Genomic DNA, 23697 nt, shown 5'->3' with positions numbered 1-23697 from the left:
GCAATAAGCGTACTCCTGTGCATAACATATATTAAGAACTTAAAACCCCATAACAATGATAAAGAACTTCATCAAAACCGCGTGGCGAAGTATTTTTTCTAATAAATTCTACAGCGCCATTAATATTTTAGGATTAACAGCAGGAATGGTTGTGGGGATATTCTTATTGCTGTGGATACAAGACGAGTTGTCCTTTGACCGGTTCCATAAAAATCAGCATTCCATCTACAAAATTGGAATAGAAGGAGGAACTGGGATATCAAAACGAATCTTTGGATCCATCATTGCTCCCCTAGGAAGTTTCGCAAAAAAGGAAATTCCTGAAGTCCAGGATGCAGTCCGTATTTTCAAAATTGGAGATGCTGCACTTAAATATAAAGAGAAGAGATTTAATGAAAAGAACTTTGCATTTGTAGACCCCAGTTATTTTACGGTTTTCGATTTTCCACTACTACAGGGCAATTCAAAACAACCCTTCCCCGACAACAATTCCATTGTACTTACGCAACGTACGGCACGTCGGTACTTCGGTGATGAAAATCCAATTGGAAAAACTGTGACATTGGGTATCGAGGACCTTTGTGTTGTATCAGGTGTCATTGCTGATTATCCAGAAAACTCTACTTTTCAATTTCAGGTTCTGCTCCCCATTTCGAGATTTAACGAACAGGCTTACATTAAAAACAAAACGACCTATGATAATAAGACCTTTTTATCTTCCATGGATGAAGATTGGTCCAATTTTTCATTCGAAACTTATCTCCAACTGAGGCCTGATGCAAATCTTGCCACAGTTTCAAAAAAGCTACAGGCGATACACGAAAGGAATAAACCTGAGGATGCCCCTGTCCCCTACGTTACACAAGCACTCGCAAAGGTGCATCTCTACCAAATGGATGGTAGTGATGCAGGAATTGACAATGTTCGAGTTTTTATAGGCGTAGCGATTATGATTCTTGTTATCGCAAGTATTAACTATATCAATCTTTCTACTGCACGGTCGTTGTCGCGCGCAAAAGAAGTGGGGATACGTAAAGTTATCGGCGCTGGTAAAAAGGAACTTTTTTTCCAATTTATATTGGAAACAACCATACTATTTGTCATTGCATCAACATTGGCACTTGCGCTAGTATTTATTGGCCTCCCTTTGTTTAATAATTTCTCGGGGAAGCAGATTTCCCTACAGCTCTTTAATCCTACGTTATGGATAAGCCTACTGCTCATGCTTTTAGGAACACTTGTACTTACAAGTGTATATCCTGCCCTGCTTTTATCGAGATTTGATCCGATTAAAGTACTTAAAGGCCGGTTTACCATAAAAAATTCCAGTGCACGAAAAATACTGGTTGTCCTGCAGTTCACTGTTTCCATCATCCTTATCACTTTAACAATTGTTATCGGTCGCCAATTGGATTTTATAAAACATCAAAATTTAGGCTACGAAAAGGATCATATTATTTCCGTTGCTATGGCACCAAAAATGTCCAAACATTTTGATGCTGTCAAAACCGAACTTCTAAAAAACAAGGATATTGATGATGTTATCCGTCTTGGCCGGGATATGGTTTATGGTGGAGCTTCAACTGGAGACAACGATTGGGAAGGAAAGCCCAGCAAATCCAATCTCTGGTTCAATATGACCTATTCTGATCAATCTGCACTCAACTTTTTTAAGATAAAACTAACACAAGGTCGTAATTTCACAGGCTCCATAGCAGATTCAACACATTTCATTCGTAATGAAACGGCAGTACGGGAAATGGGTTTAAAAGATCCTATTGGCACACGTTTACGCATTCGAACAGTTCCGGGAACTATTATTGGGGTTGTAAAAGATTTTAATTATGCGAGCGCTAGACAAAAGATCGAGCCGATGGTCTTTCAATATAGCCCAAAAGATTGCTGGCAGCTATACATCAAAACAACAACTTCTGGTACAAAATCCGCATTAAACTCCTTGCAACACATCTGGAAAAGTTATTATGATGATATGCCTATGAACTACAGCTTCCTGGACGAAAGCTATCAAAAGCAATATACGAATGAGCAGAAACAAGGCTCTTTATTCAATTTTTTTGCCCTGATCGCCATCGTCATCTCCTGCTTAGGACTCTTAGGACTATGTACCTATACTGCACAAGTTAGGACCAAAGAAATTGGTATCAGAAAGGTCCTTGGCGCAACGGTATTTAGCATTATGCAATTATTAAACAAGGAATTTCTACTCTTAGTCATTTTGGCCAATGTCATCGCAATACCAATTGCTGTATATTTCAGTATAAATTGGCTCGATGGTTTTGCCTTTAGAACGACGCTCCCATTCACCATATTTCTATATGCGGCGGGGATAACCATTGCTATTGCATTATTTACGGTGAGTTTCCAATCCATTAAAGCGGCATACGCCAATCCTGTGAAAAGTTTGCACGATGAATAGTTTATATTTGAGAACCAAAAACAACAGCATAAAATGATTCGATTATTCCTAAAAGCAGCGCTGAGAAATTTGAAGCGCAGTCCCTTAAACACAACAATAAATATTTTGGGGTTAGCACTGGGGTTTACTGTTGCCCTGATAAGTACATTATGGGTACTGAAACAATTTTCTTTTGATAAGCATTACAGCAATTATCAACATATTTATCAGGTCATGATGACTGGAACCTTCAATGATGAGAAATCTACTGATCGCTCCACCCCTATTCCCTTGGTCAAAACAATCGCGTCTGATTTCAAAAATGAGATGGCAGATGCCACTTTGGTCACCAATATGGAAAGCAACAATCTTAAAGTAGGTGATAAAAAGCTTAATGCACCGGGATTCTATGCCATGGGAAAATTCGCCGAATTATTTTCCCTCGAATCTTTAGAAGGAAATAGTACCACACCGGGCAATCCATCGACCATCATAATTTCCGAATCCTTAGCAAAACGACTGTTCAATCAGACAAGTGTTATCGGGAAAACGCTCCAATTGAATGGTAAAGAACAATATACTGTTCAGGGCGTTTATAAAGATATTCCTGAAAACAACACTTTTTATGGCTTAGATTATGTATTGCCGTTTGTCGATTATCTTGCTAAAGACCAAGGTATTGAAGAAAGCTGGTCCAGCTGTTATTTCAGCACTTTCGCTAAGATCGAAAATGCTGCCTTTGTTCCCGCTTTGGAAAATAAACTAACAAATATCATCAACAAAAAACTGACGGATATAAAACCTGAAATCCTGTTACATGCGATGTCCAAATGGCATTTATACGATTCATTTAAAAATGGAAAGAACGTCGGCGGGCAGATTCAATATGTATGGATGTTTGTTTGGATAAGCGTATTCATTATTTTATTGGCCAGTATTAATTTTATTAACTTGAGTACGGCGAGAAGCCTGAAAAGAGGAAAAGAAATCGGGGTTTTAAAATCGGTTGGTGTCAACCGCCGGCAGCTTATTGCAGGCTTTCTTGTTGAGTCAATCCTAGCGGTAGCCTGCGCATTTTTGATCGCTGTTCTATTCGCTACATTGCTTTTGCCTTGGGTCAAAACGATTACACACACTTCATTGCATATACCTTTTGCGGATATTCGTTTTTATGGCTATTCTTTATTAGGAATAGGCGTTATAGGGCTTTTAGCGGGTATGTATCCGGCATTATTTCTATCGGCCTTTAATCCTATTCTTGCACTTAAAGGTAAGATCAACAACCGAAAAGGCGGATCAAGAAGTAGAAAGGCAATGGTCATCGTGCAATTTGCGATTTCTATTTTCCTGATGATATCCACTTATCTGGTGATTCAACAACTGCATTATACCAAGGACCGCCCAATAGGTTATAAAGGTTCAAATTTGATAAACATTACTTCATCCAATTCAACTATCGTCAAAAACTTTGATGTCCTTAGAAAAGAGTTGATCGGTCAGCGTTTAGTTAAAGATGCTTCCCTTTCTTCCAACTTTGTCAACCACCTATCCTTAACGGGTGGTGGCTTTAATTGGCAGGGCAATGATACCAGGGACGGTGCGATCATGGGGATCTTCACCGTGGATGAAAACTTTGCTAATACTGTACAATGGAACTTTATAAAAGGACGCAATTTTTCAAAAGATTTCAAAACAGATTCAACAGCTGTTATTCTGAACGAAGCTGCGGCCAAATTTATGGGAGTTACCGACCTAAACAGCAAACAACTTTCACGTGCCGGTATTAATTACCATATCGTGGGTATTATCCAGAACACGCTGTCCGAATCGCCGTTCAAATCCATTACACCGACGGCTTATTTTCTAAAATTTTTACCAAAGAATAAAATCACGCTTCAACTGGATGAAAATCAAGATGTCAAACAAAACCTAAAAGCTATTGCCACAGCATTCAACCGCATAGATCCTGATCTTATTTTTGATTATACCTTTACGGATCAGGAATATGCCAAAGAGTTTCAACAGATGGAAATGATCAAGAGCTTAACCAGTTTATTTACAGGGTTGGCCATACTCATTTCATGTCTTGGTCTCTACGCGCTGGTTTCCTTTCTTACGGAGCAACGAGAAAAAGAAATTGGCATTCGTAAAGTATTGGGCGCATCAGAACTTGGCTTGTGGCGACTACTTTCCACAGAATACATTTGGCTCACAGGCATTGGCTTTTTACTCGCAGCCCCTTTAGCCTATCTGCTAATGGAATCATGGCTCGAAGATTATGTCTACCGCATATCAATTACATGGACGGTCTTTGCTATCACAGGCTTAACCGCCCTAATCATCACCTTATTAACCGTTAGTTACCAAGCGATTAAAGCAACATTAGCAAATCCTGTAAAAACCTTAAGAAGCGAATAATACCAATTTGTTCGGGGACGGACACTATACTGTCCGTTTCCGAACATTTAAAACCGCTATAAAAACACAACAAAAGCCTAAAAATCAATACATTATATTTATGGCAAACGAATTGAACTACTTGGCTTTGCTATTTTTCGAATAACGGAGCCTTCTACTAAAGCGAGCTAAGTGACAAGAATATAGCCTAATTAACAGTATAAATGCTCATAACCATGTTAAAGAACTATTTTAAAATTGCTTGGCGGAATATCAGAAAAAACAAAGGATTTTCTCTTTTAAATATGTTTGGCCTCAGCATCGGAATAACATGTTTCCTATTGTTGGCAGCGTACATCTATCATGAATCCAGTTATGAGCGTTTCCTTCCCAATGCGGACCGCCTGACTTATATTAGCCTCACCTATAAAGCACCCAATAGCACGGAAGAAGTAAATTCTGCCGTAACACCGACAGGCTTAGCTCCTACGTTGCAGGCTGAATTTCCGGATGTAGAACAGGCAACCAGATTATACGGCTATTCCAAAGGCGGCAAAATAGAATCCAAAGAGGCACTAATAACTGAAAAAGGCCTACTGTATGCTGACCAGAATGTTTTTAAAACTTTAGGTTATACCTTTCTCGAAGGTGATTCACGATCAGCCTTAGCAGAACCAAATCAGATTGTCTTAACAAAAAAACTCGCAGCGAAATATTTCCCCAATCAGTCGGCCATCGGTCAGACACTATCCATTGACAAAGTCAACTGGAAAATCACAGGTATCATCGCAGACTTGCCCACAAATACACAGTTGAACTTCTCTGCGCTCCTTTCCAACAAAGGATTAGAACGCTACAAAGAAATGGCTTGGTCATCTGCAAATGATATAACCATAGCGCTCCTAAAAAACAAAGATCAGGTCGGTTCGATCCAACAGAAATTGGACCAAATGACAAAATCAAAATTCGCCGAAGCAACAAAACAAGGCTATCAATTTCGATTCGTCCTGGAAAAGCTGACCGATATCCATCTTCACTCCAAAGCAGCAGGTACGGGAAACATCACTTATATCTATATTTTATTGGCATTAGGTGCTGCACTTATTATTTTAACCTGCATCAATTTTACAAATTTGGTCTTAGCACATGCGCTTGAACGCAAGAAAGAAATCGGTGTCAAGAAAGTTTTGGGTGCAGCAAAGAAAACGATATTCTTCCAGTTCTTTTTTGAATGTAGCCTGATGGTTTTTCTAGCTGTTGTATTTAGCCTTCTGACTACGGTACTCTTGTTGCCCGTGTTCAGTTCATTTATGGGGGCCGAAATGAAATTAACCGTATGGACAGACCCTCGGTTTTATACAATTTTACTTGTTTTCATAGCCTTGCTGACGCTTTTGTCAGGTGGCTGGCCAGCCTATTCAATTGCCAGTTCAAAGCCTATTTCTATTTTCAAGCGAAAATTAACTGAAAAACTACGTGGCCTATCTTTAAGCAAGGTGCTCGTTACTTTTCAATTCAGTATCTCTATATTTTTTATTATCTGTACCTTATTTGCGAGTAGACAGATGGATTTTATCCAGTCTAAGAATACCGGGTTAGATCGCTCTGATATGCTTGTCATCGATGGCCGAGGATGGCAAGATAAAGAAAGGCAGCTATTAAAAGAAAAGTTAATGCAGCTCAACAGTGTCCAGGGGGTTACCGCTTCGTATGACAACCCCGTCAATATCCAAGGTGGCTACAGCATCAGTGAAGTAGAAGGCCAACCCAATGATTTTGATATGAATGTCACTGCAATTCCGATTGAAAAAGATTTCGTATCCGTTTTCCATATTCCATCTGTTGCCGGTGCACCGTTGTCAGACGCGGACATTTTGCGCGCAAAAGACACTATTTCACCAGAATATGGTTTTATAGTGAATACACTTGCTGCATCCGCCATGGGTTTTACTCCTGAACAGGCTATTGGAAAGAAAATCAACTTGAATGGGCGTAAGGGCAGCATCAAACAAGTCGTTGCGAGTTTTAACTTTGCGTCATTACATAACGAAGTCAAACCAATTGTGCTTTTTCCTGAATATGATTATTTCGGTAATATTTTCATTCGACTCAATCCGACGTCGCCGATAAAAGATGCTCTTGCGCAGATAAGAGCTGTCATCAAAGATATTGATTCAAAAAACAGCTTTGAATATCATTTTCTCAATGACGACTATAACAAATTATATCTCAAAGATCAGCAAACAACACGGGTAATGCAGTTATTTTCCATCATTACAATTGCTATCGCTTGTATGGGCCTTTTTGCCCTATCAGCTTATGCTGTACAACAACGCTTTAAAGAGATCGGTATCCGTAAAGTATTAGGTGCTTCAACGATCAAGATTGTCAACATATTGAGTGTTGACTTTATGGCCCTCGTCCTGTGTGCTGTATTGATCAGTGTACCCTTAGCCTGGTATGCCATGCACCGCTGGGTAGAGAATTTTGCTTACCACATCACGCTAGACTGGTGGGTATTTATTGTGGCGGCGATAAGCGCATTATTGGTATCATTTATCACCATTAGTTTTCAAACCATAAAAGCTGCGATTCTAAACCCGGTTGATAGTTTAAGAGATGAGTAATTGTTTTAGTAGCTATTAAAAATAAAGACACCTGATAAATAACAAGCTGGACCTTTAAAATTCAAGTTTTTTCTATTTAGCAATAACCAATACGACAAATATGCTTAAAAATTATATCAAAATAGCATGGCGCAACCTGATGAAAAACAAATCCTTCTCTTTGATTAACATCATCGGATTGGCGATCGGCATGGCCGGAGCATTACTTATAGCACTTTGGTTGCAAAACATGTTAACCATGGACCGCTTTCATGAAAAGGGTGATCGCCTGCATGTATTGAGTAATCGAGACGAATTTCAGGGCGATAAATCAGCTTGGGCCTTCACTCCTAAAATATTAGGTCCCTCCTTGTCCGCCGATTTTCCAGATATAGAAACTTTTACCAGATATAATGAGAGCGGCCAATTTCTAACGACATTCAAGGATAAAAAACTGATCGCAAATACTGTTTTCATCGATCCTGGTTTTTTCAAGATGTTTTCTTTGCCTTTTGTGAAAGGAGAACAGAATATTAGATTTGATAACCCTAAAGGCCTTGTTCTCACAGAAAGCTATGCCAAGGCTTTATTTGGCAGCGAAGATCCTATTGGAAAATCAGTTCGGATAGACTCTGTTAATCAGGTTTCCGTACAGGCGGTACTTAAAGACCTTCCGAGTAATTCAAGTTTCAAATTTGATATTCTCCTACCATTTGAATATGCAAAAATAATTGGTTACGTGGATGATAACTGGAGCAATAATTCATTAACCAACTATGTGCTCCTAAAAAAAGGTGTCTCACTTACCGCGTTTAACAGCAAAATCAGAACCTATCTGAGAGATCATATCAATGCAAGTAATAAGGCTGCCGGTTACCAATCGGCTAGAAATACGGGTGAGATCTTTGCTTTTCCCTATCCCGATTCGTTTCTTTACAATAGCGGAAAAGGAGGAAATTATACGTCCGGACGTATCGATATCGTCAAGCTATTTGCTTGGATTGGTGTATTTATTTTATTGGTGGCAAGCATCAATTTTATGAATTTGAGTACGGCACGTTCCGAACGCCGTGCGAAAGAAGTCGGTGTCCGCAAAGTAATTGGCGCAAATAAGACAAGCCTAATGGCGCAGTTCCTCGTTGAAAGCATATTGATCAGCCTAATCGGCATGGTACTCGCGACGATACTTGTTTTTATTGTCCTGCCATTCTTTAACGAGCTTGTCGGAAAACAGCTTAGCCTATCGTTATTAAACTTACCAACCTGGCTATTTTTAATTGGCTTTGCTTTATTTACAGGTATATTAGCCGGCACCTATCCCGCCTTTTTCCTTTCTTCCTTTCAACCTATCAAAACGTTGAAGGGGAAATTCGTTTCTAAAACGAGGGGTCTTAGTATTCGCTCCATCTTAGTGGTCATTCAATTCAGTCTCGCGATTATATTGATTATCGCAACGGTCATTGTCGCCAAACAAATCCAGTACACTAAACAGCGCGACCGTGGTTATAATGAAAATGGGTTGCTTTATAGCAGTATCAAAGGTGACTTAGAAAAGAATTATAAAATTTTACGCGACGAATTACTAGCCAGCAACGCAGTTGTTTCTGTATCAAAAAATATGTCGCCAGTAACCGATTTCTATAGCAATGGCTGGGGATTTACGTCTGGGACACCAACGGAACAGGACAAACGCATTTCCTATAACCGTTTTAGTACCGATGCAGATGCCGTAAAAAATCTAGGCCTAACTCTTATACAGGGGCGGGATATCGATATTTACAAGTTTGCGACAGACAGTACTGCTTTGATTTTAAATGAATCCGCGGTAAAAAGTTTGCACCTCAAAAACCCGGTCAATAGCATTGTGGATGGTGATGGAACAAAATGGACCGTAGTTGGGGTGGTCAAAGATTTCATTATGGGATCGCCATTTGGAGACAATAAACCCATGGTGATATTAGGACCGCAAGCCTGGTTTACAACGATCCATTATCGTTTAAATCCAAACAATGACATCGGAGACAACTTAAAAACGATTGAGTCCATCTTTAAAAAGTTCAACCCAGACTATCCTTTTGAATATCAATTCATTGACAAGACCTACGAAGAAAAATTTAAAGAGACAAAAGCTATAGGTACGCTAGCCATGATCTTTGCAGGATTGACGATCTTTATATCCTGTCTTGGTTTATTGGCATTAATCGCCTATATGGCCGAAACGCGCATGAAAGAAATTGCTGTCCGCAAAGTTCTTGGAGCAAGTGTCACCCAAGTAACTTCTTTACTTTCAATCGATTTTATTAAGCTTGTTGTGGTCGCAATTTTTATCGCCACACCTATTGCTTGGTGGGCCATGGATAAATGGTTACAAGATTACAGCTATCGAATTGAGATACAGTGGTATTACTTTGTCATTGCTGGACTATTGGCTATTCTGATCAGTATGGCCACGATAAGCTATCAAGCAATTAAGGCTGCACTGGGTAATCCTGTCGATAGCTTACGTGATGAGTAGCTTAAAGTCAAACAACATTTTTTTCGATAGCTTAAAACCAGATAGAAGACTATGAATTCATTCAAACTTGCTCTTCGCAGCATCATTGTCAAACGACAATATACCTGGATCAATATCTTGGGTCTAAGTATTGGGTTCTCCTTGTGTCTTCTTGTATTCGCTCTTGTCATTGAGGAAAATTCGTACGACAAAAGCTGGAAAAATGCGGATCATCTCTTTCGGATTGTCACGATAGATTCAACGGCTGGCCTTGAACGCCAAATGTCCAGGACATTCGTTAATTTAAGTACGGAACTCAAACAAGTATTTCCGGAGATTCAACATGAGGCTCGGATAGAATCCAGAAAATATTATTTAAAACCGCATGCAAGCTCAGCACAGCCCATAGGCATACAGGTTTTGGAGTCGGAAATAAATATCTTGGATATGTTGAGCATCAAGGTTCTCGAAGGCAATCCCAAACAGCTGGTCCAAGGAAAAACAAACTTGCTCATCGGCAAAGAATTCAAAGAAAAGTACTTTAAGAACGAAAATGTCATCGGCAAAGTCATCCAAAGTGCCGACCCCTATACCGATAAGCCATCCGATTATATCATCACGGGTGTTATGGATATTCTTCCTTATAATTCAACGCTCAGAGCTTCCGCCATTGCTTTAGTCCCCAAAATATCGATGGAATTAAGCAAAGATGGCTCAGGCTACTACACCGAACAATTTGTACAACTAAAACCCGGGACACCAAGAATAGATCTCGAGCAGAAACTAAATCATTGGTATAAAGGATACCTCAGTCCTAACACAAAACATGTGACTTCATTTCGCCTGCAGCCTATTCAGGATATATATATGGAGCCATTAGGCAGTGCAGATATCAGCGGCAACCAAAAAACAACAAACATATTTGTGGGTGTTGCCGTTTTGGTCTTTATTATTTCCTTTATCAATTTTATTAATATTTACGCTGTAAGAACAGTTAAAAAATTAAGAGCACTTCATATACATAAAGTATTGGGGGCCAGCCGAGCCCAGATGATCAGACGAATGCTGTTAGAAACAATCCTACTGTTTTTTATTTCTGCGTTATGTAGTTTGGTACTTTTTAGACTTGGATTGTCCCAACTGGAACACTTTATAGGCTATGATCTCGCTTATATTAAATCCATACAGCTCCCGTTGCTATTGGCCTTTATGACGACATCAATCGCCCTCGGCCTGCTAATTGGTTTTTATCCTGCATGGCTGATCTCTGGTATTAAGAGTTCAGATGCCTTAAAAAATAAGCTATCAAAAATTCCCCATGCGGAAGTCTTTATCAAAAAAATGCTTATCACTACACAGTTTAGCATTGCCATTATCGTCATCATTGGCCTTATAACAATCAAGTCCCAACTCAGTTATATGCAAGCAGCTCCCTTGGGAATGGAAGTCAAAAATGTGCTAAACATCGACTATTTCAATAAGGGTACACAAAATACAAATATAAAAGATCGAATTGGTCAACTTACTGGGGTTGAATCGGTCAGCGTCGCTGCCTGGACGCCGACAATCGGGTCAGGCTACCTTGCCAAGACAATCGTTGACAAGGACGATCCAGGGAAAAATATCCAAGTCAGTTTCATCGGTGGCGATGTCGATTTGCCCAAGACTTTGGGAATCCAGCTGGTTAAAGGTCGATTATTGACTCCTGAAGATTATACGCATGTTGAAATGGATCTGGGAGAAGATGAAGGTATCAATAATGCCCTTGTGACCGAAAGTACGGCAAAAAAGCTTGGGATAAACAAACTCGGTATCCTGTATAAAGACCTTCAAATTATGCCCGTCGGAATCATTAAAGATTTCCATAGTGAGTCTTTTCGTAGCAAAATAGTACCAACAGTAATTTTGGCAAAAGATTTTAACGGAAGCGGCAATATTCTGATAAAAGTAGGGAAAGGACAAGAACAACAAATCTTTCGATCGGTATCTCAAATTATACAAAATACCTATCCTGATAAACACGTTTCCTTCCATTGGATAGATGAGTTGATTGCAAAACAATATGAAAAAGAGAACAAGCAAGTGCAATTATTTATCCTATTCAGTGCATTGACATTGTTGATCTCCGCCTTAGGAATTACAGGATTGATTATGCAAAATCTCGAACAGCGTACTAAAGAAATTGGCATACGCAAAGTACTAGGCGCTACAGTGCTTGACATATCACGTCTCTTTTCAAAAGATTATCTCATCTTATCCACCTTGGCTATTTTTATTGCCAGTCCAATAGCGGGGTATTTTTCAAAAAAATGGCTTGAAGATTATGCGTACAATGTGGGCGTGCAATGGTGGTTCTTTATCCTTGCCGCGCTTGCCATCTTTTTGATCAGCATCATTACTGTCAATTTCCAAACAATATGTGCCGCACTAAACAATCCAGTAGATAGCTTACGAAACGAGTAAATATTCATTTATAGTAATAGAGGGGGCCTCAATATGATCAAGAATAATTTAAAAATAGCATGGAGAAATTTAACCCGCAATTTCTCTACCTCGTTTATCAACATCGTTGGGTTGGCCATGGGCATTGCAACCTGCCTTCTGATCAGCTTATATGTGACCGATGAATTTAGTTTTGATCGTTACAACGAGCATGCAGACCGTATTGTACGTGTTGTTTTCAGAGGAACGGTTAAGGGCGGAACGATCAATGAGGCACATGTAATGCCACCTGTAGCTTCGACGATGAAGTCAGAGCTGCCCGAAGTTGAAGAAACTGCACGACTAAGAATAGGTGGATCGCCTCTATTTGTCGTCAATAATAAAGTTTTCCACGAAGAAAAAATGGCTTTCGTGGATGCTTCTTTCTTCAAAATTTTCACACTCCCTTTTATTAAAGGGAATTTGTCTACAGCTATTTCTTCCCCTAATTCTGCAGTGATATCCTAATCCACCGCCTTAAAATACTTCGGCACAAACGATGTTGTCGGTCGAGACCTCATCATCAAAGACAATACAAATATTCTCAAAATCACTGGCGTAATTAAAGATGTTCCTCAAAACTCCCATTTTCATTTTGATGTATTTACCTCTTTGGATGCACTGGAAGATTCACGTTCAGATTCATGGATGACCTCCGAATACTATACGTATGCGCTTCTTTCAAAAAATGCATCACGTGAAAAGCTCGAAAAAAACTTAGCCACCCTATTCGACAAACATGTTGCCACATAATTTATGGCCGGTTTTGGCATGAGTTACCAAGAATTCAAAAAAACGGGAAATAAGATCGGTCTTTACCTACAACCGCTCACAGATATCCATCTACATTCGAATTTCAACTATGACCTCAGTGTCCCTGGGGATATACGGTACGTTTACATCTTCAGCGCTATTGCACTTTTTATGCTATTGATAGCCACCATTAATTTTATGAATTTATCTACAGCCAGTGGTTTTAAGCGATGTAAGGAAGTTGGCGTACGAAAAGTACTGGGTGCTGACAAGCAAAACCTGATGCGACAATTTATGCTAGAGGGTGTCCTCCTGACTTATATTTCCTTAGGAATAGCTCTGGGAATTGTTTTACTTGCCCTCCCCCTATTTAATCAGATTTCCGGAAAAGAGATTGATATTCAAAAACTTGAAATATCTAAAATCATCCCCATCTTACTAGGTTTTGGTCTAATTGTCGGTCTATTTTCCAGTAGCTATCCCGCGTTATATCTATCCTCATTTAATCCGCTACGGGTATTAAAAGGGAAAATAAGCCGCTCGACTAAAGGCTTTAATTTACGTAGCGGACTTGTTGTATTTCAATTCATCATTTCTGTCGGGCTTATCTTTGGAACCGTGGTTGTTGTTCAGCAGCTGGATTATATGCGTCATATTAAACTTGGATATAATAAGGATAATGTCCTTATTATACCGAGCTGGCCTTTGGGAAAAAACGAAAAGACATATTATAATTTATTGATGCAAGACAGCAGGATCAAGCATGTCTCTCATTCGTCCTATCTTCCTGCTGGAGAAAGCAACAACAACAATTTTTTCATTTATCCAGATGGCAATACTGATCAATGGGTCAAAACAATTCGTTACGATGTTGATGAAGAATATATTCCTGTTATGGGTATGCAACTTAAAGAAGGACGGAATTTCGCAAAAACATTTGGTAATGATAGCCTTTCTGTTATCATCAATGAAACCGCAGCAAAAGATCTGGGTTGGAACAATCATAGCCTTGGTAAAATATTAACCAATAAAGACAACAAAAGCTATCGTGTTATTGGTGTCGTTAAGGATTTCCACTTTCGTTCTTTGCATGAGCAGATCTCTCCGCTTGTGATGGTTCTTAGCGATCAAGCCGGGAGTTTGATTCTTAAAACACAAACAACCGATATGGAGAAGCTCATTCAAAAATTAGCGTCTCTCTATCGTTCCTTTCCGACAGACATTCCATTCAGCTATTCCTTTCTGGATGAGCGATACGCACAAACCTATCAAGCAGAAGTGAAAACGGGTAAGTTACTGAGTATCTTTGCGGGGCTGACTATTTTTGTGGCTTGCCTCGGTTTATTTGGCTTGGCTATTTTTACCGCCAATCAACGCAAAAAGGAAATAGGGATCCGGAAAGTTGTTGGAGCTACAGTTCCCGACATCACACGCATGCTTTCCACTGAATTCGTCAAACTCGTTCTCATTGCCATTGTCATTTCTTCTCCCCTAGCTTGGTGGATGATGCACAAATGGTTAGAAAATTTTGCATACCGTATTGAGATGCAATGGTGGATGTTTGTACTAGCAGGCGCGCTAGCCGTTTTTATTGCTTTAATTACAGTAAGTTCACAAGCGATACGCGCAGCCCTAACAAAACCTGTCGACAGTCTACGTGATGAATGAAATAGACTCGTCTGTTCAGCTATGGACAAAGCACTGTCCGATATCGAACAGCGAGTAAAAGAATCAGGAATGCAATCCGTTAATGATCAACAGGATAATTACTTGGCCAAACATTTGTATTTTTAATTTTTTAAGTAGAGCACAAGCTATCAGCAGCTCCACGACCAAAATAAATTCATATTTTAAGACAATGAACTTTACAAACTTCAAGATTGCTTGGCGAAATATCGGAAAGAAAAAAGTACAAAATCTGATCAATCTAATTGGATTGACCTGCGGTATTACTTTTCTATTACTTGTAGGTGCTTATGTATGGGATGTACATCAAGTGAATAGCAATATCAAAAATATTGATCGGCAATTTTTGTTGCAAAGCAAGTATAAGAAAGAAGGATTTGGTATTGACTTAACTACATTAGGGGCACTCCCCAAAGCTTTACATGAGGAGTATCCCAACCTGGTCTCCAATTATTATCGGATTGATGGGTTGACCGGTATCGTAGCGAACGGAGCAACAATCCATGAAGAAGGCATGTCTCTTGGAGATCCCAGTCTATTGACGATGTTCGGATTCCAGATTTTAGCAGGCAATGCCAATACCGCTTTGAATAATCCCTTTTCAGTAGTCATCAGTGACAAAGCAGCCATAAAATATTTCGGAAATGAGGATGTACTTGGCAAATCGCTACAAATAAAAAATTTCAAGGGTGAAAAACATGATTTTGAAATTACAGCAATCATTAAATCTGATGTCCAAAACGCCATTATGGATCTCACAAAGAATATGCATGCAGACATATTTTTACCGATCATCAACGAGCAATTCTTTGGCCGATCGATAGACAATTGGGATAACCCTTATATTGCCGGTTATATCGAATTGAAACCAGGTGTAAGTGTGGAGCGCGTAGATGCCGCCATCGAAACGCTGGTAAGAAAGAATACCGATAAAGAGTTTTCCAATCAATACAGCCCTAATTTAAAACCATTGAAAACCTATTATTTGGATGACAACCAAGGGGCCGTCCGCAAAATGATACAGACGTTGGTTTGGACTGCCATTTTCATCTTGATCATGGCCATCATCAATTTCATCAATTTTAGTATCGCTCAGCACATTACGCGATTAAAGGAAATCGGTGTTCGCAAGATGATGGGATCATCTCGCATGCAACTTATTAGACAACTGATGACCGAATATATCCTGATTGTGGCCATAGCAGCATTGATCAGTCTTCCAATTTACATCATCACGAGTCCAATCTTCGAACATGTCTTGATGCGTAAGCTACCCTCGTTGGTGGAATTGCCTATTTACTTTTTTGGTTTACTGATTATAATGACGTTGTTCATTGGTCTACTAGCGGGGCTCTATCCAGCCATTAAACTTTCCAATGTCGCGATACTTCCGGCAGTCAAAAGCCAGTTTTCGACGCTGGGGGGCAAACAACTGGTGCGAAAAATTCTTTTGTTTTTTCAATTTGGGGTAGCCTTGCTCCTGCTTGTCTGCACATTGATTATTTCCAAACAAGTGGACCTATTTCTCCATAGCAATCTAGGTTACAACAAAGACTACTTATTAACCGTTCAGGTACCTAGAGATTGGTCCGAAGATGGTGTTCGCAAAATGGAGACTTTACAACAGGAACTCAGCCAACAGCCAGAAGTAAAATCAGTAAGCTTATCTTATGAAACTCCTGGATTGCTGGGGTCCAATATGCAGCCTGCATTCGGGACGACAGACGACAGAGAAATCCAGGTACAACGGATTACAAGTGATAGTCACTTTTTGGAAACCTACGAGATACCGCTAATTGCAGGAACTTTTCTTCCTAAACATTATGCAACGAATGCGGATAATAGACCAGTTGTCATCAACAAGAAGGCTATGGATGATTTTGGCTTTAAAAATGCCGAGCAAGCAATTGGTCAGCAAATAGCAATAAATGATCCTAATTACAAAATCACTATTGTGGGCGTTGCTGAAGATTTTGTAGCCAACTCACTGCATCAGGCATCTCCGCCTATTATCTGGATGGATGTACATGAGAGTCTTCAATATCGATACCTTAGCATTCGATTGAAGCAGGGACCTCTTTCCAATGCAGTACAACAGCTCGAAAAAAAATGGAAAACGTTGCTACCTGATGCACCATTCGAATATAAATTTATGGATGAACGCATCAAAAATCTATATGAAAATGAGCTGCAGCTGCATCGCGCTTCCCAGATTGCTACGTTTGTTTCGCTGCTGATTGTTGTATTGGGACTTACCGGATTAATATCGCTTTCCATCCATCTGCGCAATAAAGAAGTCGGCATTCGTAAAGTACTAGGGGCTTCACTAGCACATTTGATGTTGCTCTTTTCAAAAGAGTACTACGGAATCTTCCTATTTGCTGCGTTTACGACAGTTCCACTGAGTTATCTATTGATGCAATACTGGCTACAAAATTACATCATCCGCGTAGAAATCAATGCATTTACTTACTTGTTACCATTGGGTACATTGATTGGATTGCTGAGTTTATTGGTTGGCATTATTGTATTTCGATCAACTCGGTTTAATCCCGTTGAAAAATTAAGAGATGAATAGAAAAATGAGCGTTGTACCCATCCAGTTGGTGTTCGTTGCGAACAGCTACTGGATGGGTAACTCCTTATTCCTTTAACCTTCATAGCTTTTCGATAGATAAACAAATCCATATTTTGATTCTTTCCGAATAAGTTTAAGCTCATCAGACCGATTGAGCAAATCTTCAAGTATCTTCATCAAGTTTTTAGGTTTTACATATGTATCGAGTATCATACAAACCAATTTATGTATCTCATAAGGACTCCTATTTTTATTAAAATATCCCGTGCCAACCTGCGCTTCGATGATTCTCTTGACCTTCCGAAGCTCATTCAACGTAGAAGGTTCATTTGGATCAAAATTATGGCGGATGTCCATTATCTTAAATTCGATCTCCTGTACCCCTTCTTCAATGGATAATCTATATAAATGGTAAATAACCTCCTCAGCCAATGTATTAACGTGCAACTCATAAGCATACTTTTGCTTGGATAAATTCATCCCTAAAGGCAACATGGCATGTATACTCCCCACTTCTAACACACGACAAAAAATATAGTAATCAATAGCAAGAATCGTTTTAATTTTGAAAGACTCAACTTTGCTTATAAAATCCAGTGCTTTTCCCATTAAAAAAGATACTTCTTCGGGTGAGAGACCATTTGAAATACGCTGTAATATCATCCGATATAAGAACTGCATTTCCAACGGTTGACAACGATGCTTATACACCCGTTTGAACACTTTAAAATTATTTCTCATTATAGCTCATATAGTTATTCCATACAAAGAAATAGAAATAATTTAAAAATTTAAAACATTTGTATAAATAAAAATAACATTTTGTATATTTATCTATACAAAAATAGAGCATACTAAATCATAACTATGACAAAACTAGGTGAATTTTTAGAGAAGAAATCCGTTAATAAATCGCGAATTGCGCGAAAAACGGGTTTAAGTAAGGCAAGAATCAATGAGTTAACGATGACCGAAACGGCCAAATTACGTTTGGATGAAATGTACCTGATTGCATTGGCTATTGATACAGATCCAGCTAAAATGATGTTCGAATTATGTGATCATCTCCAGTTGAAAGAGATTGAAGAGTAAGCAATTCTCCATTTTTCGCCAGTGCTTAGCTCGTCTGTGCGATACTGAACGCCAAACTGTTCGATATCGTACAGACGAACTTTTCAATTTTAAAACAAGAAACTAATTATCAACACATTAGCAAAATGGCAACGCAATTGATTTCAGCTTAAACGCCTGTTTTGATTATAAATACCAATCATTCAGGCGTTAAAAAATTCTGCTATGATAGGAAATAATCTCAAAATAGCTTGGCGGAATATGGCAAAAAACAAGCTATATTCATTCATCAAGATTGGCGGCTTTGCCTTTAGTATTGCCATCTGTATTCTTATTGTTTTATATATAAAACATGAGACGAGCTATAATAAGTTTTATCCGGCGATGGATAGAGTTTACCGTTTGGTCGTTCAGTTACCTATTGAGCATAAAATCGAGCGCTGGGTTTCACTTTCTGCCCCTGTGGCGCCGACCCTGAAAGCAGAAATCCCGTCCGTTGAGCAAACGGGACGCATTCTACCAAACCCTTTATTCGGTGCGGGCAGTAACCAATTGTCATTAAATAACAGCCCTGATAGCCATTATGATGATGGATTTGTCTATGTCGATCAGTCCATTCTCGACATGTTTCCTATGCCCATGGTTTCGGGCCAGCTGTCCCACGCACTTGACAAGCCCAACACATTGGTTATTACCAGAAGCAAAGCCGAAAAATATTTTAAAAATAATCCAATTGGACAAACGATCTATCTCAACAACAATAAGTCGAAAGCCTATACCATCACTGGGGTAATTGAAGATATGCCCAACAATTCGACCCTTGCCGGTTATAGTTTTTTTATGTCGCTCGCTGGAGAGCCTTTTTATCAAGGTGAACAGACTGCTTGGCTCAATAACAATTATACCGTCTATGTCAAATTAAAACCCAACGTAAATGTTGCACTGGCAGAAAAAGAAATTTCAAAGAATTACTTAGAAATACATTATCTCCCTGAATATCTAAAATCTGGACGTAAACTTAATCCGCTTTTCAAGCAGGCAAAAATAACCCTACAGAATGCCCTCGATATGCATCTAAAATCTGCGGATGTAAGCGACGATAAAGTGAGTACATTGAACAGAGGGGATATTCGCATGGTTTGGACCTTCGCAACTATAGCCTTATTTATTTTGTTCATTGCCTGTATTAACTTCATCAACTTATCGACAGCAAATGCAGCAACAAGAGCAAAAGAAATTGGTATCCGTAAGACTATTGGCTCCTCCAGGAAGCTGCTTATTGGACAATTTCTTGTTGAAGCAATCTGTTATAGTGTACTGTCACTGATTATCGGGCTCTTTCTAAGCTGGCTACTACTACCCGTATTCAACCAACTAGCCAACAAATGCTTGACCATTCCCTGGATAGCGGCATACTTCTTTCCTTCTCTTTTGGCGGCTATATTGGTGATCGGCGTCCTTGCCGGAATCTACCCAGCATTGTACCTATCCAAATTTAAACCAATCACTGCACTGAAAAACAACGTCATTGGTGCCAAATCTTCGCTTTTTAGGAATAGTTTGGTTGTCTTTCAATTCGCAACCTCAATAATCCTTATCGTTGGCGCATTGGTGACCAATAAACAGATAAACTACATATTAGACAAAGATCTGGGATTTGACAAGGACCAAGTTGTTGTGCTTCGCGGAATTGGAACATTATCGAAACAGCTTCCAAGTTTAAAAAATGAGCTAAAAAGCCTCCCAGATGTTGCTTCAGTTTCCCTGAGTGATTTTCTCCCTGTACCCATCGATGGTGCCAAACGAAATGGCAATCCGTTCTGGATTGATGGTAGAAGAGATCTCGATATGGCTACACAGGGCCAATTTTGGGAAATCGATCAGGATTATCTGAGCACATTCGGTCTTCATTTAAATAAAGGACGAAATTTTGATCCCACGAGAGCCACCGATAGCAGTTCGGCTATTATCAATCAAAAGTTGGCCGACGAACTTCAATTAAAGAATCCCATTGGTGCAAAAATCACCAATGGCAATACCTGGACGATCATTGGCGTAGTAGATGATTTTATTTTTGAGTCGTTGAAGGAGAAGGGGTATGCAGGACTTTGTATGACATTACAAGGCAATCCTTCCCTACTCTCTATTAAGGTAAAATCGCAACATCTCAAAAAGACAATCGCTGATATCACAGCAGTATGGGACAAATTTGCACCAAATCAACAAATTAACTACAGCTTTTTGGACGAAGGTTTCGAGGCCCTTTATCAAGATGTGGAACGGACCAAGAATATATTTACTTGTTTCGCTCTTGTTGCCATTTTTGTCGCTGCACTCGGGCTTTTCGGCCTTGCAACTTATGTGACACAACAACGAACCAAAGAAATTGGCGTACGTAAGGTACTTGGAGCCAGTGCGATCAGATTACTCCGATTATTGTCTGGAGATTTTATAAAATTGGTGTTTGTAGCCTTGGTCATTGCCACACCTGTTGCGAGGTGGGCAATGAACCAATGGCTTACTGATTTTAACTATCGAATCGAAATAAATTGGCTATACTTCATTCTTGCAGGTATGAGTGCCATTTTAATTGCTTTAGGCACAATCAGCTATCAGACTTGGAAAGCCATTCGCGCCAATCCGGTGGATAGCCTGCGTGATGAATAAATACAAAAACTGTAAAAGAACTTTATTATGATAGGAAATAATTTAAAGATCGCTTGGCGAAATATGGCCAACAACAAACTTTACTCGATCATCAAGATCGGCGGGTTCGCTTTTAGTATTGCCATTTGCATTCTTATTGTACTGTACATTCGCCATGAAACCAGTTATGACAAAATGTATCCCGACATGGACCGTGTTTTCCGTCTTATCGTTTCGGCACCCGATGGTGATAAAGTGAGGCAAACCTTTGCCTTTCCTGCCCCAGCAGCTAAAACCTTGCAAGAGGAAATCCTAAGTGTAGAATTAGCCGGCCGCATTTTACCCAATACATTATTTGGTGCCGGAAGCAATCTATTTACGGTAAATGGCCGCGCAGAGAATTACCTTGATAAAGGATTTGTTTATGTCGATCAGTCCATTTTGGAAATATTTCCACTTCCGGTCGTACAAGGACAGCTATCACATGCGCTGGACAAACCCAATGCGATAGTCATTACCAAAAGTAGGGCTGAGAAATATTTCAAAGGAAATGCTGTAGGGCAGACGATCTATCTCAACAATAATAAAAGTATTTTATATAACATAACGGCTGTCATCGATGATGTTCCGAACAATTCCAGCCTCTATGGTTATGATTATTTTATATCCCTTGCAGGCGAACCATTTTACCCGGGTGAACAAAACAATTGGGGCGCAACAAATTACATTACCTATGTAAAACTGAAGGAGAATGCAGATATTGCCAACGCACAGGGTAGCATTTCAAAAAACTATATTCAGGACCATTATATTCTGATTAATAAAAAAAATGGAATGAAAATATCGCCCGAAATGATGCAGTCAACCGTCTTACTTCAAAACGCCCTCGATATGCACCTGCGTTCTAAGAATGTGTCGGAATATGGCATGGCTACGCAATATCAAGGTGATATTAAGATGGTCTGGATATTTGCTGGCATCGCATTTTTTATTTTATTGATCGCTTGTATTAACTTCATCAACCTATCCACAGCGAATGCAGCAACGCGGGCAAAAGAAATCGGAATTCGCAAAACCATTGGATCCAATCGAAAGACACTGATTATCCAATTTATGACCGAAGCGATATGTTACAGTCTTATTTCACTTCTTATAGGGTTATTATTAGCCTTCCTGTTATTACCACTATTTAACAATCTAGCCAACAAAGCGCTGTTTATACCGTGGACAGTGTGGTACTTTGTGCCTTCGCTGATTTTGAGCATGTTGTTCATCGGTATCCTCGCTGGCTTATACCCAGCGTTCTATTTATCAGGATTTCAGCCGATCAACGCATTAAAAAGCAAATCGGTTACGAATCCTAAATCTTCATTATTGCGCAATGGACTGGTTATTTTCCAGTTTGCAACATCTATTATATTGATCATCAGCGCACTCATTGCAAATCAGCAAATCAGTTTTATGCTTAATAAAGACATTGGCTTTGATAAGGATCAGGTCATTGTACTTCGTGGTGTAACGGGAATTGCCTCCCAGGCGAAAGAATTAAAAAATGAATTAAAAGCCATTCCAACAGTTCGTGATGTCTCTATTGGCGACTATTTACCGGTTCAATTGGATGGTGCAAAAAGAAATGGAAATCTTTTTTGGGCCAAAGGCAAGGAAGATCTTGAATTAGGTGAAGGTGGGCAATTCTGGAATATCGACGAAAGTTACCTTTCCACTTTTGGTCTGAAGCTAATAGCCGGCCGAAACTTCGATCCACATATCGCATCGGATAGTACAGGTGCTATTGTTAACAAAAGAATGCTTGCTGATTTAGGCATCAAAGGAAATCCCATTGGTACACAAATTACTAACGGCAGGACATGGACCATTATCGGTGTCGTCGATAATTTTATCTTTGAATCAATGAAAGATGAGGGCTACTACCCCGTTTGCATGACCCTTGCCAATAGTCCTTCCATGCTTTCTATCAAGACCAAATCGACGGACATGTCCAAAACATTAGCCGACATTAATACCGTTTGGAATAAGTTTTCGCCGAATCAAAAAATCGACTATAATTTCCTTGATGCCGGCTTCGCTGACCTCTATCAGGATGTCCAACGGACTAAAAATATCTTCAGCTGCTTTGCCTTTGTAGCCATTTTTGTTGCCGCCCTGGGACTTTTTGGACTAGCAACATATGTGACCCAGCAACGTACAAAAGAAATTGGTGTCCGTAAGGTTCTCGGTGCCAGTTCCATCCGATTACTCAAATTACTCTCCGGAGATTTCATAAAATTGGTCTTTGTAGCCTTAGTCATTGCTACACCTGTTGCATGGTGGGCAATGAATCAATGGCTGGCGGATTCAATTATCGCATAGAAATCAATTGGTTCTACTTTGTTCTGGCAGGAATAAGTGCAATCTTAGTTGCTTTTGGGACGATTAGTTATCAAACTTGGAAAGTCGTCCGTGCCAATCCGGTCGATAGTTTAAGGGATGAATAAAGTCAGAAGATCTTAAAAATTGGTGTTTGTTGCCTTGGTAATTGCCTGCCTGTTGCGTGGTGGTCATTGAACCA

12 protein-coding genes are annotated in these 23697 nt (G+C 39.5%); 11 read left to right on the top strand and 1 reads right to left on the bottom strand.

All coding sequences use genetic code 11. The features are described 5' to 3' along the window. The first annotated feature begins 55 nt into the window (after positions 1 to 55). The 8 genes from B4Z47_RS23935 (at position 56) to B4Z47_RS23900 (ending at position 17411) form a co-directional block, all read left to right on the top strand. Positions 56 to 2437 (top strand): ABC transporter permease, encoded by a 2382-nt coding sequence (locus B4Z47_RS23935; protein WP_286728085.1) that lies wholly within the window; start codon positions 56 to 58, stop codon positions 2435 to 2437. Between the two features lie 33 nt (positions 2438 to 2470). Beyond that, positions 2471 to 4834: an FtsX-like permease family protein gene (locus tag B4Z47_RS23930; RefSeq protein ID WP_070566253.1), complete on the top strand. Its 2364-nt coding sequence runs from the start codon at positions 2471 to 2473 to the stop codon at positions 4832 to 4834. 215 nt (positions 4835 to 5049) lie between these two features. Next, positions 5050 to 7440 (top strand): ABC transporter permease, encoded by a 2391-nt coding sequence (locus B4Z47_RS23925; protein WP_286728083.1) that lies wholly within the window; start codon positions 5050 to 5052, stop codon positions 7438 to 7440. 100 nt (positions 7441 to 7540) lie between these two features. After that, positions 7541 to 9934 (top strand): ABC transporter permease, encoded by a 2394-nt coding sequence (locus B4Z47_RS23920; protein ID WP_201639716.1) that lies wholly within the window; start codon positions 7541 to 7543, stop codon positions 9932 to 9934. Positions 9935 to 9985: 51 nt separating this feature from the next. Then, the gene (locus B4Z47_RS23915) at positions 9986 to 12376 is read left to right on the top strand and encodes an ABC transporter permease (protein WP_286728081.1); all 2391 of its coding nucleotides are present in this window, start codon (positions 9986 to 9988) and stop codon (positions 12374 to 12376) included. A 33-nt stretch (positions 12377 to 12409) separates the two neighbouring features. After that, positions 12410 to 12862, top strand: a complete 453-nt coding sequence (locus B4Z47_RS23910) for an ABC transporter permease (protein WP_201639718.1) — start codon at positions 12410 to 12412, stop codon at positions 12860 to 12862. Between the two features lie 303 nt (positions 12863 to 13165). Continuing rightward, positions 13166 to 14815, top strand: coding sequence for an ABC transporter permease (locus tag B4Z47_RS23905; protein ID WP_201639719.1), 1650 nt, complete (start codon positions 13166 to 13168; stop codon positions 14813 to 14815). A 190-nt stretch (positions 14816 to 15005) separates the two neighbouring features. After that, positions 15006 to 17411 (top strand): ABC transporter permease, encoded by a 2406-nt coding sequence (locus tag B4Z47_RS23900; RefSeq protein WP_070566241.1) that lies wholly within the window; start codon positions 15006 to 15008, stop codon positions 17409 to 17411. A gap of 72 nt (positions 17412 to 17483) precedes the next feature. On the opposite strand, the gene B4Z47_RS23895 is transcribed toward B4Z47_RS23900, so the two are convergent. Further along, a complete protein-coding gene (locus B4Z47_RS23895) occupies positions 17484 to 18152 on the bottom strand; it encodes a hypothetical protein (protein ID WP_070566239.1) in 669 nt (222 codons plus the stop codon). A 126-nt stretch (positions 18153 to 18278) separates the two neighbouring features. On the opposite strand from B4Z47_RS23895, the gene B4Z47_RS23890 reads away from it, so the two are divergent. The 3 genes from B4Z47_RS23890 to B4Z47_RS23880 all read left to right on the top strand — a co-directional run bounded on the left by B4Z47_RS23890 (position 18279) and on the right by B4Z47_RS23880 (position 23498). Continuing rightward, positions 18279 to 18503: a helix-turn-helix domain-containing protein gene (locus B4Z47_RS23890; RefSeq protein ID WP_070566237.1), complete on the top strand. Its 225-nt coding sequence runs from the start codon at positions 18279 to 18281 to the stop codon at positions 18501 to 18503. Positions 18504 to 18707: 204 nt separating this feature from the next. Beyond that, the gene (locus B4Z47_RS23885; protein ID WP_201639720.1) at positions 18708 to 21149 is read left to right on the top strand and encodes an ABC transporter permease; all 2442 of its coding nucleotides are present in this window, start codon (positions 18708 to 18710) and stop codon (positions 21147 to 21149) included. A gap of 27 nt (positions 21150 to 21176) precedes the next feature. Continuing rightward, complete coding sequence (locus B4Z47_RS23880) at positions 21177 to 23498, top strand: ABC transporter permease (protein WP_286728079.1); 2322 nt, start codon at positions 21177 to 21179, stop codon at positions 23496 to 23498. The last annotated feature ends 199 nt before the right edge of the window (positions 23499 to 23697 follow it).

It is taken from the genome of Sphingobacterium sp. UBA2610, from assembly GCF_002339225.1.
Lineage (GTDB): Bacteria > Bacteroidota > Bacteroidia > Sphingobacteriales > Sphingobacteriaceae > Sphingobacterium > Sphingobacterium multivorum.
The sequence above is the reverse complement of the archived record's forward strand: the minus strand, read 5'-3'. Positions and strand labels throughout refer to the sequence as shown.

What these genes read in the sequence shown, in the direction of transcription:
- B4Z47_RS23920 (WP_201639716.1), top strand. Translation starts at nt 7,541, where the DNA reads ATGCTTAAAAATTATATCAAAATAGCATGGCGCAACCTGATGAAAAAC.
- B4Z47_RS23910 (WP_201639718.1), top strand. Translation starts at nt 12,410, where the DNA reads ATGATCAAGAATAATTTAAAAATAGCATGGAGAAATTTAACCCGCAAT.
- B4Z47_RS23905 (WP_201639719.1), top strand. Translation starts at nt 13,166, where the DNA reads ATGAGTTACCAAGAATTCAAAAAAACGGGAAATAAGATCGGTCTTTAC.
- B4Z47_RS23880 (WP_286728079.1), top strand. Translation starts at nt 21,177, where the DNA reads ATGATAGGAAATAATTTAAAGATCGCTTGGCGAAATATGGCCAACAAC.
- B4Z47_RS23900 (WP_070566241.1), top strand. Translation starts at nt 15,006, where the DNA reads ATGAACTTTACAAACTTCAAGATTGCTTGGCGAAATATCGGAAAGAAA.
- B4Z47_RS23930 (WP_070566253.1), top strand. Translation starts at nt 2,471, where the DNA reads ATGATTCGATTATTCCTAAAAGCAGCGCTGAGAAATTTGAAGCGCAGT.
- B4Z47_RS23925 (WP_286728083.1), top strand. Translation starts at nt 5,050, where the DNA reads ATGTTAAAGAACTATTTTAAAATTGCTTGGCGGAATATCAGAAAAAAC.
- B4Z47_RS23895 (WP_070566239.1), bottom strand. Translation starts at nt 18,152, where the DNA reads ATGAGAAATAATTTTAAAGTGTTCAAACGGGTGTATAAGCATCGTTGT.
- B4Z47_RS23890 (WP_070566237.1), top strand. Translation starts at nt 18,279, where the DNA reads ATGACAAAACTAGGTGAATTTTTAGAGAAGAAATCCGTTAATAAATCG.
- B4Z47_RS23915 (WP_286728081.1), top strand. Translation starts at nt 9,986, where the DNA reads ATGAATTCATTCAAACTTGCTCTTCGCAGCATCATTGTCAAACGACAA.
- B4Z47_RS23885 (WP_201639720.1), top strand. Translation starts at nt 18,708, where the DNA reads ATGATAGGAAATAATCTCAAAATAGCTTGGCGGAATATGGCAAAAAAC.
- B4Z47_RS23935 (WP_286728085.1), top strand. Translation starts at nt 56, where the DNA reads ATGATAAAGAACTTCATCAAAACCGCGTGGCGAAGTATTTTTTCTAAT.